This is a genomic window from Symplocastrum torsivum, assembly GCF_059505465.1.
Window position 1 is genome coordinate 22,621 of record NZ_JCACKQ010000063.1, and the last position, 15,852, is coordinate 38,472.

Annotated in this window: 14 protein-coding genes; 5 read left to right on the plus strand and 9 right to left on the minus strand. The window is 49.0% G+C overall.

Features of this window, described 5'->3' with window-relative positions; genetic code table 11:
• Nucleotides 1–25: 25 nt before the first annotated feature.
• Together AC5JL3_RS19460 and AC5JL3_RS19465 are read right to left on the minus strand one after the other, a co-directional pair.
• Nucleotides 26–4,894 carry a WD40 domain-containing protein gene (locus tag AC5JL3_RS19460; protein WP_496076036.1) on the minus strand — a complete coding sequence of 1,623 codons (4,869 nt, stop codon included), beginning with the start codon at nt 4,892–4,894 and terminating at the stop codon, nt 26–28.
• A 130-nt stretch (nt 4,895–5,024) separates the two neighbouring features.
• A complete protein-coding gene (locus AC5JL3_RS19465) occupies nt 5,025–6,377 on the minus strand; it encodes an ATP-binding protein (RefSeq protein WP_496076037.1) in 1,353 nt (450 codons plus the stop codon).
• Here AC5JL3_RS19465 and AC5JL3_RS19470 point away from each other — a divergent pair.
• Nucleotides 6,376–6,528: a hypothetical protein gene (locus tag AC5JL3_RS19470; protein ID WP_496076038.1), complete on the plus strand. Its 153-nt coding sequence runs from the start codon at nt 6,376–6,378 to the stop codon at nt 6,526–6,528. The two genes, AC5JL3_RS19465 and AC5JL3_RS19470, sit on opposite strands and share 2 nt — an antisense overlap.
• A gap of 271 nt (nt 6,529–6,799) precedes the next feature.
• Here AC5JL3_RS19470 and AC5JL3_RS19475 read toward each other — a convergent pair whose 3' ends face one another.
• Nucleotides 6,800–7,306: a GNAT family N-acetyltransferase gene (locus AC5JL3_RS19475; RefSeq protein WP_496076039.1), complete on the minus strand. Its 507-nt coding sequence runs from the start codon at nt 7,304–7,306 to the stop codon at nt 6,800–6,802.
• Between the two features lie 179 nt (nt 7,307–7,485).
• Here AC5JL3_RS19475 and AC5JL3_RS19480 point away from each other — a divergent pair, with 179 nt between their 5' ends.
• Nucleotides 7,486–8,037 (plus strand): dihydroxy-acid dehydratase domain-containing protein, encoded by a 552-nt coding sequence (locus AC5JL3_RS19480; protein WP_496076040.1) that lies wholly within the window; start codon nt 7,486–7,488, stop codon nt 8,035–8,037.
• A 228-nt stretch (nt 8,038–8,265) separates the two neighbouring features.
• Here the strand turns inward: AC5JL3_RS19480 and AC5JL3_RS19485 are convergent, their stop codons facing one another.
• Together AC5JL3_RS19485 and AC5JL3_RS19490 are read right to left on the minus strand one after the other, a co-directional pair.
• The gene (locus AC5JL3_RS19485; protein WP_496076041.1) at nt 8,266–10,773 is read right to left on the minus strand and encodes a two-partner secretion domain-containing protein; all 2,508 of its coding nucleotides are present in this window, start codon (nt 10,771–10,773) and stop codon (nt 8,266–8,268) included.
• A 334-nt stretch (nt 10,774–11,107) separates the two neighbouring features.
• On the minus strand, nt 11,108–11,272 hold the full coding sequence (locus tag AC5JL3_RS19490) for a hypothetical protein (RefSeq protein WP_496076042.1): 165 nt from the start codon (nt 11,270–11,272) through the stop codon (nt 11,108–11,110).
• 72 nt (nt 11,273–11,344) lie between these two features.
• On the opposite strand from AC5JL3_RS19490, the gene AC5JL3_RS19495 reads away from it, so the two are divergent.
• The 3 genes from AC5JL3_RS19495 to AC5JL3_RS19505 all read left to right on the plus strand — a co-directional run bounded on the left by AC5JL3_RS19495 (nt 11,345) and on the right by AC5JL3_RS19505 (nt 12,480).
• The gene (locus tag AC5JL3_RS19495) at nt 11,345–11,521 is read left to right on the plus strand and encodes a hypothetical protein (protein WP_496076043.1); all 177 of its coding nucleotides are present in this window, start codon (nt 11,345–11,347) and stop codon (nt 11,519–11,521) included.
• Between the two features lie 153 nt (nt 11,522–11,674).
• Entirely contained in the window at nt 11,675–11,938 is a 264-nt protein-coding gene (locus AC5JL3_RS19500; RefSeq protein ID WP_496076044.1) for a hypothetical protein, read from the plus strand.
• Between the two features lie 86 nt (nt 11,939–12,024).
• Nucleotides 12,025–12,480 carry a GFA family protein gene (locus AC5JL3_RS19505; RefSeq protein WP_496076049.1) on the plus strand — a complete coding sequence of 152 codons (456 nt, stop codon included), beginning with the start codon at nt 12,025–12,027 and terminating at the stop codon, nt 12,478–12,480.
• Nucleotides 12,481–12,611: 131 nt separating this feature from the next.
• Here the strand turns inward: AC5JL3_RS19505 and AC5JL3_RS19510 are convergent, their stop codons facing one another.
• The 4 genes from AC5JL3_RS19510 to AC5JL3_RS19525 form a co-directional block, all read right to left on the minus strand.
• Nucleotides 12,612–12,872, minus strand: coding sequence for a hypothetical protein (locus tag AC5JL3_RS19510; RefSeq protein WP_496076045.1), 261 nt, complete (start codon nt 12,870–12,872; stop codon nt 12,612–12,614).
• 54 nt (nt 12,873–12,926) lie between these two features.
• Nucleotides 12,927–13,118: a hypothetical protein gene (locus tag AC5JL3_RS19515; RefSeq protein WP_496076046.1), complete on the minus strand. Its 192-nt coding sequence runs from the start codon at nt 13,116–13,118 to the stop codon at nt 12,927–12,929.
• A gap of 156 nt (nt 13,119–13,274) precedes the next feature.
• Complete coding sequence (locus tag AC5JL3_RS19520; RefSeq protein WP_496076047.1) at nt 13,275–14,387, minus strand: Vgb family protein; 1,113 nt, start codon at nt 14,385–14,387, stop codon at nt 13,275–13,277.
• Nucleotides 14,388–14,592: 205 nt separating this feature from the next.
• Nucleotides 14,593–15,570, minus strand: a complete 978-nt coding sequence (locus tag AC5JL3_RS19525; protein WP_496076048.1) for an SDR family NAD(P)-dependent oxidoreductase — start codon at nt 15,568–15,570, stop codon at nt 14,593–14,595.
• Nucleotides 15,571–15,852: the final 282 nt, after the last annotated feature.

Consider the following 15,852-nt stretch of genomic DNA (forward strand, 5'->3'; position numbering starts at 1 on the left):
TTCTTCTACAGCCTTTACAACGACGCTAGGATGGATGGGGTAAATTCGGGCAGGTCTTGCGGTACGGTTCATCACCCAGATATTGTTGCCACTCCTCTGGTGTTAGGTTACGGGTTAAACGTCTACAGGCTTCAGTAATCAGATTCTCTAGTCCTACTAGAGAAACTCTGGCAGTCTTGTCTTCACTAGCAGTAGCGAGGAACTTAGCATCCGGGCTAAAGACGACAGCATTTACGTAACCGTAATGGCTGAGGCGGTGGAGCCGTCTGCCGCTGCTGACAGACCACACTTGGGCGGTATTGTCTAAACTGGCAGTAGCAAGAAATTTGCCATCCGGGCTGAAAGCGACGGCTCTTACACTACCCTCGTGGCTGAAGCGGTGGAGTTGTTTACCACTGACGACAGACCACACCCGACCAGTTCTGTCGGTACTAGCAGTAGCAAGGAATTTGCCATCCGGGCTGAAGGCGACAAAATTAACGTCATCCTTGTGGCTGAGACGATGAAGTGGTTTGCCATTGCTGACAGACCAAACCCAGACGGCGTTGTCATAACTACCAGTAGCCAGGAACTTGCTATCGGCACTGAAAGTGACGGTTCTTACAGCGTCTTGGTGGCTAGCGAGGCGGTGGAGTGGTTGGCCACTGTTGGCATCCCAGATCCGGGCGGTGTTGTCCGAACTACCAGTAGCGAGGAACTTGCTATCTGAACTAAAGACAACGTCATATACCAAAGCTTGGTGACCAAGACGATAGAGTTCTTTGCCAGTGTTGACATCCCATATTCGGGCGGTTTTGTCAAAACTAGCAGTAGCGAGGAACTTACCATCAGGGCTGAAAGCAACCCCTGTTACGAGATCCTCGTGGCTGAGACGGAAGAGCTGTTTCCCACTGTTGGCATCCCACACCCAGACAGCATCGTCCTCACTGACAGTGAACTTACCATCTGAGCTGAACGCTACGGCTCTTACGGAAAAAGCGGCTCTTGTATCACTCTCGTAGCTGAGGCGGTGGAGTGGTTGGCCACTGTTGGCATCCCATATTCGGGCCGTGTTGTCCTCACTGGTAGTAGCGAGGAACTTGCCATCCGGGCTGAAGGCGACAGCATATACCGGAGCCTGGTGATCGAGATGATAGAATACTTTGCCAGGGCTGACATCCCAAATCCGGGCAGTTTTGTCCAAACTACCAGTAGCGAGAAACTTGCCATCCGGGCTGAAGGCGACAGCTCTTACGTCATACTCGTGGCTAAGGCGGTGGAGTTCTTTGCCACTGTTGGCATCCCATATTCGGGTGGTGTTGTCTTCACTAGCAGTAGCGAGGAACTTGCCATCCGAGCTGAAGGCGACGGCATTTACGGGAGCCTGATGGCTAACGTGGAGAATTTCTTTGCCAAGGTTGGCATCCCAAATCCGGACGGTTTTGTCCGAACTACCAGTAGCGAGGAACTTGCCATCCGAGCTGAAGGCAACAGCATTTACGGGATACTCGTAATTGAGACGGTGGAGTTGTTTACCACTGCTGGCATCCCACACCCGGATGGTTTTGTCACCACTACCAGTAGCTAGGAACTTGCCATTTGGGCTGAAGGCGACGCCATTAACGGGAGCTTGGTGATTGAGACGATAGAGTTCTTTGCCACTGTTGACATCCCAGATCCGGGCAGTTTTGTCATCGCTAGTAGTAGCGAGAAACTTACCATCTGGGCTGAAGGCAACGGCTCTTACAAGCTTATCGTGGTTCAGACGGAGGAGTTGTTTACCACCGCTGGCATCCCACACCCGAGCAGTTTTGTCCAAACTACCAGTAGCAATTAACTTGCCTTTTGGGCTGAAGGCGACGGCTCTTACAATATTCTCATGGCTGAAGCGAAGGATTTCTCTGCCACTGCTAGCATCCCAGATCCGGGCGGTTTTGTCTTCTCTGGCAGTAGCAAGGAACTTGCCATCCGGGCTGAAGGCAACGGCATATACGGGATACTCGTGGTTGAGGCGGGCTACAGAGGGGGAGAGCAAGGGCAATCCATCCCGCAGAACTTGATCGGCCTCCATCGAAGGGGATTGCTGCCTAGAGCGCTGCATAGATTCGATAGCCAGTAAGATACTGCGGGGCAGCAGATTTTCTCTCTGATTTTTCGTCCAGGCTGCTTGGGTTCCTAACTCGCGGGCGAGTATTAGCTTTTTTTGAGATTCTGCATTCTGCCAGAGCCATACAGCCGAAGCTGCCAAACCTGCCAACCCAAACATAGCTACAACCGCCCCAGCAAGCGCCCGTTTCAAAAAGCGATTGTACTTCGCTTCAGAGCGGATTCTTTGTTCTCTCTCTCGTGCCAGTTCCGCTAATATTTCCGACCCTTGTTGCTGCCGAATGAACGTCACCAGATAATCATGCACCAGTTGATAGTAACTCTCCGGCACGGCTGGCAGCAGAAACAATAATCCCGATTTGACAAAAATCTCTAAGACTAAATCTAATTTATCCGCTTCTGCGGCTAAATCCTTCGCTAACTCACTCCGAGTCTTGAGGGGACGAGTATTATTTTCAACGGTGAGCAAGTACAGAACTGAGCGAGCAGCACGTTCATTCCCAGAGCCACAGTCTCGAATCACCTCTTCTAAATAGCGTTCAACCAGCTTTGCCTTCGGCCCCTTTTCCCTATACTGTTCTAGGGTAGTAATATTCTCAGTTTGCAGTTGCGCCCCCACCACCTGCAACTCAATCGGACGCACTTCATCGAGTTCCGCCGCCAGCTCATCCACCAGCTGTTCCACTAAACCCGGTTCTAATTTAAACGGCGTGCGATTTGTCAAGCGTTCGATAATTAACTTTGCATCGTCTCGCGAGAAGTTGCCTAAGTAGTAAAGAATCTGCTTGCTGAGAATATCGTTATTAATCGCCCCCAAATTGTAAATGCGATTGCACTCCAATAAATAATGCAAGTAATCTTCCCGCAGTGAGAGGATGATTTTCACATAGGGGATATCTAAAGTGGCTGCTAGAAATTCAAAAAAAGATTTTCTATGGGTGAGGTCTTTGTAAACAAAGAAAAACTCTTCAAATTGGTCAAAAATAAGGGCTGTGAAGAGATTACTGTCGCCATTGCGGCGTAATTGTTCTACAAGCGTTTGAAAGTTAGCAGGTTGAAAGTTAGTTTTTGAACCTTCAACCTTCAACTCTTGAACCAAACATCTCCCCAAATCCTCCACCCAATTGGTGTAAACCCGCAGCACCACGGGCAATACATCCCGCGTCTCAATCGTTCGCTGTTTCAGCGCTGGGACTAACCCGGCATTGACAATCGAACTCTTCCCCACCCCCGACTGCCCATGAATAACCGTCAGTTTTATGTCAGGCCGCGTTAGGCGCTCAATCAAACGATTGACATCTTGCCGCCGCCCTGACACCTCAATCTCCAACGCCTGTAGAGGCACGAAAGCCTTAGCCCCTACCTCCATCTGTGCCTCTAACCGTCCCGCACCAATGAAAGCCCGAAAGCCAAACTGCTGCTCAAGGGAACGCTGTTTTTGCTTAACCTCATAAGCTTTGAGGTATTCCCCTTGCTGAAAGTAGAGCTTTTGCAACTGCTCTAAAATCCGGATGTAAAGCTTCAAGTCATCCTGCGGCTGAGATTCCTGTCGTGCCGCTTCTAGCTGATTGACTGCGGAGGGCAACTCACCTAACTCCTGCTGCGCCCAAGCCAACTGTAGCCGATATAAAGCTCGGTGAGGCTGCGATGCCTCGGGGGCATCAGCCAAGATTTGCAACGCTTGCTCAGCCGCTTGACACGCCTGAGTCCACTGCGAACGCGCCAAAGCCACCGCCGCCAAAAAGCCATAATCCTGAGCCTGTGGGGACACGGAAGCCTTAGTCTCTACCGAAGGGCTATCGGTTTGATGCAAATTCAGCGACTTCTGAGCCAGTGCCTGCAACTCATCCCACTGTTTCAGGTGTTGCAGCACCTCGCCCAGTTGACCGATAAACTTAGCAACCAAATCTAGACGCTGAGCCTGCTCGAAGATTCTGATGCATTCTTGCAACGCATCCCTAGCTGCCTCCCAGTAGCGCTGGCTTTCTGTTTGCTGCTGTTCTGCATGACGGCAATAGCATAAACCGATGTGAAACAGAAGGACTCCCAGCCGTTCTGGTGATATCGAAGCGTTTGTTAAGACTTCTCTACATTTCTGATAGCGGGCTAATGCCCCATCAATCTGGTTGCTGGCGTAATCATCTTGACCTAAAACAAATTCCAGACAAGCTTCGAGTTCGGATGCCAAGTCAATCCTGCGACTGTGCAAATCTCGTAAAGCTGACTCCAACTCTAGCTGATAGCAAGCGCCAAGAATCGTTGCATTCGGCGGAAACTCAGAAGCACCCGCCTCCAAAACCGCAGAAAATGCAGCATCCACCCGTTGCCAGAGCAGATTAAGCAGCTCATCAGTGGCGTTCGCAAACTTAAAGCTGGTACTCCAACTCTTAAAATCCGGCACTAACCGAATCATCTGCCGCAAAATCTGGTCATTAATCCACAGCACCAGTGGGAAAGCAAAGTTCTTGCGAAACTCTTCCCGCACTTGGTTGCTAGAAGTCAGTAGTGGTTCGAGGTTGCTTACCGCCTCCAAGCCCAACACCATCACAGCAGGCGGCTGCTCCCCTTTGAGTTCGTTAACTATCGTTGTATAAAGGGTCTTGTCCGACTTCTCCAGATGGATTTCTCGAATGGCAACCGAACACTCCTGATGCAGGCGCTGGATTAAATGCGAGCGCAAATGCTCGTAGTTGCACTGCGCCAAAATCAGCACAAATTGCCCCTGAGACATCTCTATCGTCCATTTCAGCTCCTGAAACGAACTTTCGTTAGAAGCATTGACATCTTCTGGTAGTTGTGGTTCAGTCATGACCAAAAAAGAACTCAGGAATCAGGAGTCATTAGCAAAAATGGGGCTATATGACTTGCTAGTGCAGCCGGGCATAAATCCGAAATGTTTCTCTTGTAGAGATGCCGATTTATCGCATCTCCACTTATGGTTATTGTGAATTCCGACTTCTGAATTCTGACTCATTCTCAATCAATTCTCCCGCTTCTGCCAATATTGGATTGATATCAAACCATAGCCCATCATCACCATAGCGGTATTCAAACACAAACAAACTCCGCAACAAGGTTTGGTATCTGTCCTCGCTGCTTACCCTTTTGCGTTGCGCCACTTGACGCAGCAACTCCCACTCCGGCTCGTCAATTGATAAAAGCATTTCATTGCGCTGTTCCCGAATCACTTTTTCTAAAGAGTCTCGCAAGATGGGAAGCTTTTTGTTCTTCTGAATACAGCTAAACAACAAACCCAGCAAATTGCGGACGTGACCCCCACTGATACGGCACAGTCGGTCTAAAGTTTCAGCACTATCAAAAATCTCTGTAATTAAATTAAGGCGTTGCTCTGGCGGCACGTCGGGGAAAGCTCTGGCTAACACCATCTGTCGCAACTGGGCGAGTCCCTCAGTGCAGTCACCGCCATCGCGTAACTTCACCGGCACCATAGGCAACACCTTCGGACCCGTCCCACCCCCTAAGCGATTTTTCAAGGATTGATAATCATTCGAGAACATCAAAACCAGGGGAAGGGTGTAAACTACGTGACACTTCAGCCTGCTCAACTGTTCGCCCCGGTCTACAAATAAGTATTCGGGCTGGGTTCGCCCTGATTCTTTGGGTCGATTATCTACCCGATCTAGGTTATCGATAATCACTACCAGTCCTTCTTTTCCTTGTCGCTGAAGTTCCTCAGTTGCCCGTCCGAGTATTTCTTTATTGAGCGCTTCTAAAATGCTGTCTGTTCGGGGTTCCAGGTATTGCCTTAACTGACTGCGGAGTTTGGGACTCTCTTTGGTTTTCGCGGTGAGTTTGCCAATGCCGACAGGCAAACTTGCCTCAAAACCCAGCTCTACCGGTGTTTTCAAGAACTCAACGCTTTCGTGCAATAGGTTGGTAAAGTACCCCGGTTTGAGTTTAATGTTGACCGCTTCGAGACTTTCGCTCACTCGACGCGCGATCGCTAGCAGAATATCGCTGACATCCACGTCCCCCATATCCAAGTCCTGAGAGGACTCGAAGTAAACCACATGATACCCCTGCTGCTCCAGTTCAGCTTGCAGCCGCAACAACTCCGTGGACTTGCCACAGCCGATGTGTCCGGTGAACAACTGGCAGGTTGGCTCGGGGGAGAGAAATGTAATCGTTTGCCCCATCTCTTCAATGATTTCGCCCCCGCGTACCGAAGAAAAATCAATGTAGTACTTCTGGTCTTTAGGATTCCCAATTACGAGGGTTTTTGCAGGATTACACGCCTGAAAAAATCTTCGTAAATCTAAGTTTATTGTCATGAGGTTCCACAATCATCGTTCAGACACAACCATAACAACACTGCGTAGCCCTGCCTACGGCTGTGCCTACTCTCCTGTCTTTAGCGCTGCTGGCAGCTTTCTTATAGATGCCTATCACCTGACAACCAGCTTTTTTGGCATACGCTTTTAGGTCTTGCTCCTGACGATCACTTGATTAGTCGTCCGTCGAAACTCTGTAATAAATGACGGCTCCCTTGGGTGGTGCTTTTTGTCCCATTTAAAGTCTCAAAAATTGGGAGTCTGGAAGGTTAGGTTTCTCGTTCCTGATCCAGTTCTTTTATTGTCCCAGATAGAGAGATGTTTACCTGGGACACAAAAATCCGGTACTGAAGCTATTCCACGATTGGCTCATTTGGTGGAACATTAGCTGTAACCTTTGACCTAACGTTTGCCTTAGCTTTTTACACTCCCTTGAAAGCTGGTGGATAGATAAGCTTTCCCCTATAGCGTTCCTGATAGTTCTTCAAGGGTTTGACCCGAAAAAACTCTTCTGGCACCTCAAAAGGTGATTCTATTCCATAAATAACTGAAGGCTCAAAGCCAAAGCGTGAGTAGAACTGAGGAGACCCCAAGACAATAATCATTAATTCTCCCAAGGATGAAGCCGTTTCTAAACCGGCTCGCACCAGTGCACTGCCAAAACCCTGTCCCTGAAACTCCGGCATTACAGCCATCGGAGCTAGACCGATTACTTGCAGATTTTCTTGCCCGACTAGGTCGATGTAACTGAATAATATGTGACCAACTACGCCACAGTCCATTTCGGCAACCAGCTCAAGTTCTGGAATATAGCAGTTAGTTTGACGAATAGATTCAACCAGTGAAGCCTCATTACCCCGCTTAAAGGCTAATCGGTTGAGTTCAGCTATCGCCTGGTCGTCTTTAGGAGTTCGAGAGCGAATATTCATCAATTTTGGTTGAGCCGACAAGATTTTCTACAGCTATTGATTGAACAATTAGTTACCAGCTCTCAGAGAAAAAGCGCTCGCACGCTCGATTGACACACAGCGTTTGTCACTCTCGAAGTTTTTGTGACACAACCATAAAGTCTAGACTATTAAGAACCCTTAGACGAATAGAATGCGTCATGCCCACCTATCGCTCCAAAACCTCCACCCACGGACGCAATATGGCTGGTGCCCGTGCTCTCTGGCGCGCCACCGGAATGCACACCGAGGATTTCGAGAAGCCAATCATTGCCGTCGCTAACTCCTTTACCCAATTCGTACCTGGACACGTTCATCTGAAGGATTTGGGTCAATTGGTATGCCGTGAGATTGAAGCGGTCGGTGGTGTCGCCAAGGAATTCAACACCATCGCCGTGGACGATGGCATCGCTATGGGTCATGACGGGATGCTCTACAGCCTGCCTTCGCGCGAAATTATCGCCGATTCAGTCGAGTACATGGTCAACGCCCATTGTGCCGACGCCCTAGTCTGCATTTCCAACTGTGACAAAATCACCCCCGGTATGTTGATGGCCGCCTTGCGTCTCAACATTCCTACAGTATTTGTCTCCGGCGGTCCCATGGAAGCGGGCAAGACGAAGCTCGCAGACCACAAACTGGACTTGGTGGATGCGATGGTGGTTGCCGCGAACGACAGTAAAGACGACAACCCATCTCAATCGGTTCCTTGAGAACGTGGCGAGATTCTAGAGTGTGTTTGTTATATCCGTTATATGTTCCCATTTATCTGGATTCCCTGAGAAAGGATATTAGCCCTTGCACAGTAGTGCAAGAGTTTGCTCGAAATACTATTTCCGAAAACTCCTCTAGTAAATAGTGATCACTTCCCCAGCGCTTTCTGGGTCTAATCTCTTTTCACCACCAACTTTGCCAGATGGACTTGCTATTACATAGGAAGTTTACGACCCATTGCAATTAACTGGCTGTCCCCAGCGATTGGAGGAGGTCACATTAGGAACACTTGCCGTGAGGATGACCTGACCCGTAGGAGCCAATTCCCATCCAGTGGCTTCGATGAGTGGGGGATGGTGTGCTGAGTGTGGGGTGTCAAGCCTGCCCTCTGAGTGCTGCTGGCTACCATCTGTTCCCGGATTGGTCTGTTGAGCAACTGTCAACCTGCGTCGGTCAAGCCATTCGGCATCATCGTCTAATTGTTGTTCCGGATTGGGAGGCAACCCACCCCGACCCGTGACGACGAAGGAACTGTCTCGAACATTTCGACAGCCAGTAGCGATCGCACCTGAAGCATCCACCACGTCCGTTGGTAATTGAGCCAGTCCTCTTGCAGGGTCAACATCTTGGACGTTGATTTGTACTGTGCCACTCAGCTCAGAACTTGCTCCCGTAGCGGTGATGTCGCTTAAGGGGGTGTTGCGATCGCGGAACTCGATGCCAAACAAGCCAGAAGTATTGATAGTCACGTTACCGCTACGAGCGTTTACTGAATCAGCACTGATGTCGCTGTTTTCGTTGGGGACAGCGACGAGTGAGGACGTATTAATCCTGATGTTGCCACCGTTGCCCGTGCCAGCCGCCGAGGTGGTGATTTGACTGTTGTTTCGCAGCAGCAAGACATCCCGCACGTTGAGATCAATGTCGCCGCCTTCCCCAGAGGCAGTAGCGGCGGTAATTGCACCTCTACTATCTAGAAAGATAGAGTTGGCATTAATCGTGAGTGTCCCGCCATTGCCTACCCCTTGATTACTGACTTCGACTGTTGCACCATCTGTAACACTCAACCTTTGAGTGTTGATGGTGACATTTCCAGAGAATCCACTCGGCGTTGGAGGCAATCGAAAAGTTTGTTTTAAGATATCACTTGCAATAACGGCAGACGAACCCACATAACTGGGAAGAGAAGGCACTGGGGGGCGACCGCTGACCTCTACAGACTCAGAGGCATTGATGGTTAGACTGCCTGCGCTACCAGTTCCTCCTGTGGAAGTCGTAACGGCTCCTCCATCCTGAATCACTAACCTTGAGGTGTTGACCGTGACTCGACCAGCATCTCCAGCACCTAGAGAATTAGCCTGTATAGTACTTTGAGTGAAAAGAATGCTCTGTCCAGCCAGTTTTATCGAGTCAAGAGCGTTCACTGTTACATCTCCCCCACGACCCCTTCCAAATGTTGCCGATCCTATGGTTCCTGTAATGAGAATCGTTAACTCCTGTGTCGATACGGTGACATCTCCTGCATCTCCAGAACTGAAAGCGGCAGTAGCGATGTTGCTGACTAAACTAGGATTAATGGATGAAACCCCAATGACTTGCACTGAATCAGAGGCTTGCGTAGTTACATTGCCCGTCCTAGCAGAACTGTAGGAGCGAGCAACTATTGTTGCCCCATCCCGAACAGCCAACTGCCTAGTTGAAACGGCAATATCTGCTCCACTCCCAACCCCCATACTTTGGCTATCCAAGCCGCCATAAATCCTACCATCTGAGCTAGTTCCGCTCACCTCTAGAGACTGGGCAGCATTAACTGTGATGCTCCCTCCTGCTTGAGCCTCCTGGTTTTGAATCAACAGGAGTGAGCCATCCACAAGCGAGACTTGATTCCCCTGCACCTGAATCAACCCACTGCCACTAGCATCAGCTAACGCCTGTTGCGATAGACGAATATCACCAAAGGTTTGCACCCCTGGGTAGCTCAAGGCAAAGCCACCATCAAGACTCACCTGTCCATCGCGCACACTGCCTAGCTCAATTCGTCCTTGCTCTGCCGTTAGGGTGCCGCCTATTAACTCTATGTCTCCGCCAATCAACGCGAGAGTACGTCCTGCTGGCACTTGCAGACCTGTTGAGCTGGTTCCTCTAATCAGAGGTAAAAAAATTGGCACTGGAATCGATAAATCGTATCCATTTCCTTGCACCACAATCGCTCCTGGATTTGTTCCCAACTGCAAGCCAATCGGGACGCTAACCGTTAACAGTGGCGTCGTTTGGGGATTAGTGGCGCTGTACTGAAAATTATCAGCAAAGTTGATACTGTTAGCGGTACTGGCAACAAACGAGCCGCCGATGTTGAGTGACGCACCCGCACCAAACAGAATGCCATTCGGGTTGAGCAAAAACAAATTCGCTGTACCATTTGCCCGAATCACGCCATCAATATTCGAGATTGACCCACCTGTGACACGACTGAAAATGTTCTGCACATCTGCTGCATTATTGAAGTAGGCAGAACCCCCCGTGGGTACAGAAAATGATTGGAAGCTGTGGAACAGATTGCCACCTCGCGTTGCCCCACCGTCAATCTGAAAATTGGGATTGCCTGTAACGAGCGATCTCTCTGCCGTAGGGAGTGTTGTATCTCCAACTACTTGTGCGACACAAAGGTTAGAGCTAAAGAGTGCATACAAGACACTGCCAACCAACAGCCATTTTTCTAGATAACACCCTTTCATCTCAGGTTCCCTCTGAGGAAGTAGCTAGACTGTATCATTTGACTGCTACATAGTGCTTGGATTGAATTTTAGCCAAGGAGCGGACAATCGCCTCAATTCATCTGAACGCTCAGATGAATTTATCCGAGCGTTTGATTCTGTTCTAATCGGTGATCAGTCAGCTTATCAACTTATCAATCACTCGCAACAAGCTAGGGGTTATTCTCAATAAGAGGTAATTTTTCCCCTTCTCTATTCCCTAATTTTTAGGAATTAGCCCAATCAACGATATAGCGTGATTACAGCCATTATCCTACTTCCAATACCGAGAGTTATCGGTATTAGACACCCTGAATTAACCTGTGATTGATAAGTTCGCCTTAATTGTGACAGTGCTGTTCGCCGTGTTGGACATCTTGCCAATCCAGCCCTGCTTCGCACATCCATATCCAGTACCCGTCGGTTGAGCAGCGGGATGGACATCTTCACTCAGGTATGGAGATGGGGATGCGCGAGACACTGAACCGCCTCGAAGAACTCCTCGAATCAATGACCTGAAAATGAACTGACCCAGCGCGAGACATTAGCCGGTTTGCCAGAATACGTTCGCGTAGTGACAAGGCGGATAACTTGCCTTGCACCATTGATTACCGATGCCCCAATCATCATCGCTGCACTTTGGTTTCTCTCGCAGTTCAATAGCATCGAACTATTTCTTCCCATCCTTGGAGAGGCGGCATCAGCGGATACACTGTGGGAGGCGTATTAGTACTGTTCGTTGTAACCATTCCGACCGCTTGATTTTAGAGGAGACGCAGCATGGATCGATTCACTGGCGGTTGCCTGTGTGGATGAGCAGCGTTAAGTATCCTCGTGGGACCGCTCGTAACCCTGTAATACCGGTATCGTCAGGAGGTGAAGGATGGGTCGTGAGTCCAACCCGATCACGCTGAGCCTGGAGTCCCTCAGGCTCCTTGGAAGCTGGGCTGCGGATTGCGCTGAGCGGGCGCTGTCGGTGTATGAGACGTATGCTGATTTAGATTCCCGACCCTGCGCGGCAACGCGAAACGTTGCGGCTGAACCCGGCGTTGGACGGCTTCGCTTGAACTTGTGTATTGTAAACAAACCTACCGCCCACCAAATTGCTGAACCGGAACGGAGCCTAGAATTGTCTGACGAGTGGTAGAAGTTACCTGCATCCAGTTAACTCAATCGTTAAGCTGTTAGATGTCAAGCCTGTGGTGGTGTCGCGACAGCGATAAGGAGTCAATGATGACAAACAGTAATCCTTATAGAACTGGTAAATGTAGATGCGGGCGAATTCAATTTGAAGTCAATTCAGAACCCCTAATTACCATGGCGTGTCACTGCACGGGGTGCCAGCGCATGACGGCAAGCGCCTTTAGTTTGAGCGCACTTCATCCAAGCAATGGATTCAAGGTAACGTTGGGTGAACCTGTCATTGGCGGACTACAGGGTGCAACGCGTCATTATTTCTGTGCACACTGCATGAGTTGGCTATTCACACGCCCAGAAGGAATGGATGAATTTGTCAATGTCCGAGCAACGATGATGGATGATGCCCAAGCTTTTAGGCCATTTATTGAGACCTACACGGACGAAAAACTGCCCTGGGCAGCGACACCCGCCATCCATAGCTTTAACAAATTTCCACTACCAGAGAGTTTTCCAGCGTTGCTCTGTGAGTTTGCAAAACAACATCATTAGAAAGGCTGCCCAACGTCGTCAATCCAATCAGGGCGCTTTACAAAGGAGCAACGTGTTTAAGATATGCGGATAACTTAGTGTACATCTGTAAGCCAGGGACTAACCCCAAACACGTTAAGTTCTACGTTTCATTATTCCTCAAAGAACGTGGACTGCAAATCAAAGAAAGCAAGACCCGAATAATCAAAACACAGACGGGTTTGGCGGTTTTCGTGTAACCTAATCAGAAAGCTTTGAGAGAATGGCTTAGTTTTAGCGACGGAAAAATTTTGGTCGTTAAGGCTGAAAAGTCTACAAATCAAGGCTTGTTTGGGTGTCCTGATTCCCAATTCTACGTTCGCTAGTACGTGTTCAACTGTCCCAATTTGAGCCATTAATGGGACAGTTGCCATCCCAAACAACAATTTTTCGCCATTACAGACCTCCAGGCAGTGAGCGGTCAGACATCAAAAATGGGACAGTTCCTTTTGAATCCTCACTAACGACCAAAATTTTTCCATTGTTAAGACTAAGCCAATGATATCTCCACCCCGTACCGAGGCACAGTCAATGTAATACTTGCGGTCTTCAGCCTTGTCAGCACTCAGAGTGAGGCTGGGGTTTGTTGCTCGATAGAATTTCTGTATGTCCGCTGTCATTCCACTGCCCGGTTTTCTTAAAAGCTAACCCAAACAAAAGCGCTACGCCCCAACTTTACCTACATAGATGGATTAGCGCTTTCTGATTGCCAATACTTTAAGTTTCGATATGATGCTGGCTTCGATTTCTGCGAATTCCTTCATTTTGTCGGGAACCTAAAGATGGCGCTGACGTTTGCTCAGGGCAATCGTACCCAAAGCGCCAAGTGCCAGCAAACTCATCGTTGCAGTAGGTTCTGGTACAGAAGTCGAGAGTACCTGCGAGGTGAAAACTATACCAATTGGACGCAACAGCTTGCTATCAGTAGGAACAAAGATGGCATCATCATTACCAGGTGCGGGCAAGGGGTTTCCTGTCACTCCGTCATAACGGAGAATTGCACCGAAGTCGTTGTTTTTCGAGTCAAAACCAACTGTGTAAAGGATGTTGTCAGTTCCTTTCGTTAAGTTACCGATGAAATTATTACTGGGGACAGTACCCGTGTAATTGGTTGATAAAACATCCACCAAATTGCCGGTTTCTAGTTGGTAACGTCTGATATCGTTGGCGAAGTCACTGACAAACAAGTCACCTTCCGGTCCCAGAACTAATCCGAGGAAACTGACAAACCCTAAACTATCTGGTGAAGGGGTTGGCTGCTCGATCAATACACTCTTCTGACCCGTTGCTATATCAAAACGCAGCACTTGGCTGGGAAGACCGGGAAAAGTGGGAACGCCGTTATCCGCAATACTGCCTTGAGTCGTGACGTAGAGACTACCATCGGGTGCGAAAAGTAGCTGATTGGGTCCGTTCAACCCACCCGGTTGACCATTTCCAGAGGCGAAGACATCGAGAAACTCTCCGGTCGTTCCGTTGAACCGTAAAATTTGATCACTCAGGAAACTACTGACGTAAAGATTATTATCGGGTCCAAAGGCTGCACCGTAGGGGCGAAATAGCCCATTGCCAGAGGCAAACACATCAATGAATTCTCCAGTGATTCCGTTGTAGCGTAGGACAGCAGAGGTCTCTGGCGTATCACCGCTCGTAACATAGAAGTTCCCATCAAGACCGAAGTTTAGAGCATCTGGAGCTAGTAATCCGCCACTACCAGGAGTAATAAACTCGCCGAGAAAGCTGCCATTTTGCTCGTCAAAGAGTAAAACGTTATTGCCTTTGGTATTACCAATTAATAGGGCTGCACTTACAGGTAGCACGTCAATACATAAAGCGCTGAAGGTACTTAGAACAAGGGTAGCTTGAAGCGCTGCAAGCCTATTACTCATTTTTAACGCGATGTTTTTTAAGGATAATAATTTGGCAGTATCTTACAGTATGAGTACGGACAAAAATGTTTTTTTAATACCAAAAAAATCATTTTAAAAGCACGGCATTTTGTGCCTTCATAGGCGTAAAGGTAGCGTTGGTGCATCCAAGTGCCATGTAAGGTCTGAAACGAGCACTGGGAAAATTTTTCTAAAATTTTTTGGATTAAATTTTAGGTGAGCTGAGTGCATTTAGTAGTAGCAGTGACCAGGGGACTTTTATATCAGGCACGAGCCATGAGTACTTTCTGAGTGGGGGCAGGGCAAAGGGAAGTACGAAACGGAGAGAGCGTAGGGATGCAGGGCGCTCGCCGTTCTGGTCTACCAGTCCATAGTGTTGAGCGAGTTCGGCAACAATTTGCAACCGACCTGTCCGACGCATGATAGTTGGGTCGGCTGCCAGCGCCGCGATGACTCGTCCTGTTAGCAAAGGAGTTTCCCAGTTGTAGCCCTCCTTAATGGCTGAAGTTTGTGGGTTAGCAGCACGGCTTTCATCCATTTCGGCAGCCAAACGGGAAATGTGTTCAGTACCAACAATCCCTGGCCAGATTGAGAGCGAAGCCACGTTATGCGGCTTTAGTTCGACAGCCATATCAGCCGCGAGGCGATCGCACGCGGCTTTGCCTGCACCATAGGCAACGCCAAAAATATAAGACAGACCGCCCCATGAGGAGATGGTACAAATCAGTCCGAGCTTATGCTCGGTCATCAGGCGGGCAGCAAAAACACTAGCAACATAGTGACGGCGAAGACCAACATTGTTACAAGCATCCCAAAAACTCGGTTCGCTCTCCCAGAAGGGCTTTCCATTAGCGTTCCCCAGTGCTTGTACCCCTGAGTAAACATTATTGACCAGCACATCGAGGTGTCCCTGCTCGTCCTGGATGCGCTCAAACAGCAAACGCACTTGCTCATCATCGCTGTGGTCTACCTGGACGGGAATGCATACACCACCAGCTTCCTCAACAGCTTCTTGAGTGTCACTCAGGCTCCCTGAGATGTTATCTCCACAGTTGGAGCTGTCAAGACTGCGACCTGTGATGTACACGGTTGCACCTGCCTCACCCAGTCCAATCGCAATTCCTTTGCCAATCCCCCGCGTTGCACCTGTGACCAATGTCACTTTGCCTTCAAGGTGTTTCATGTTCGCTTTTTTTATTTACCTAGTATACGGACGCGCTCGTACCTGGGAATTTTTTGAACGCCGTAACAGGGGACAACCGTTGCGATTCGTGCCACAAAATTTCGCCTGAAGTCTATCACGATGTGGCTGTTGCAATTCCCTAAACAGCTCATTGGGATGTACCCCTTCTAATTTGATTTACCATCGCTGCCAAAGTATTCCCGATAGGCACAAATTTGGTTTCCACAAACATCAAAAGAAACGGCAATTCGGTTTTTATAGGGTTCTCCCCTCAGCCATCCC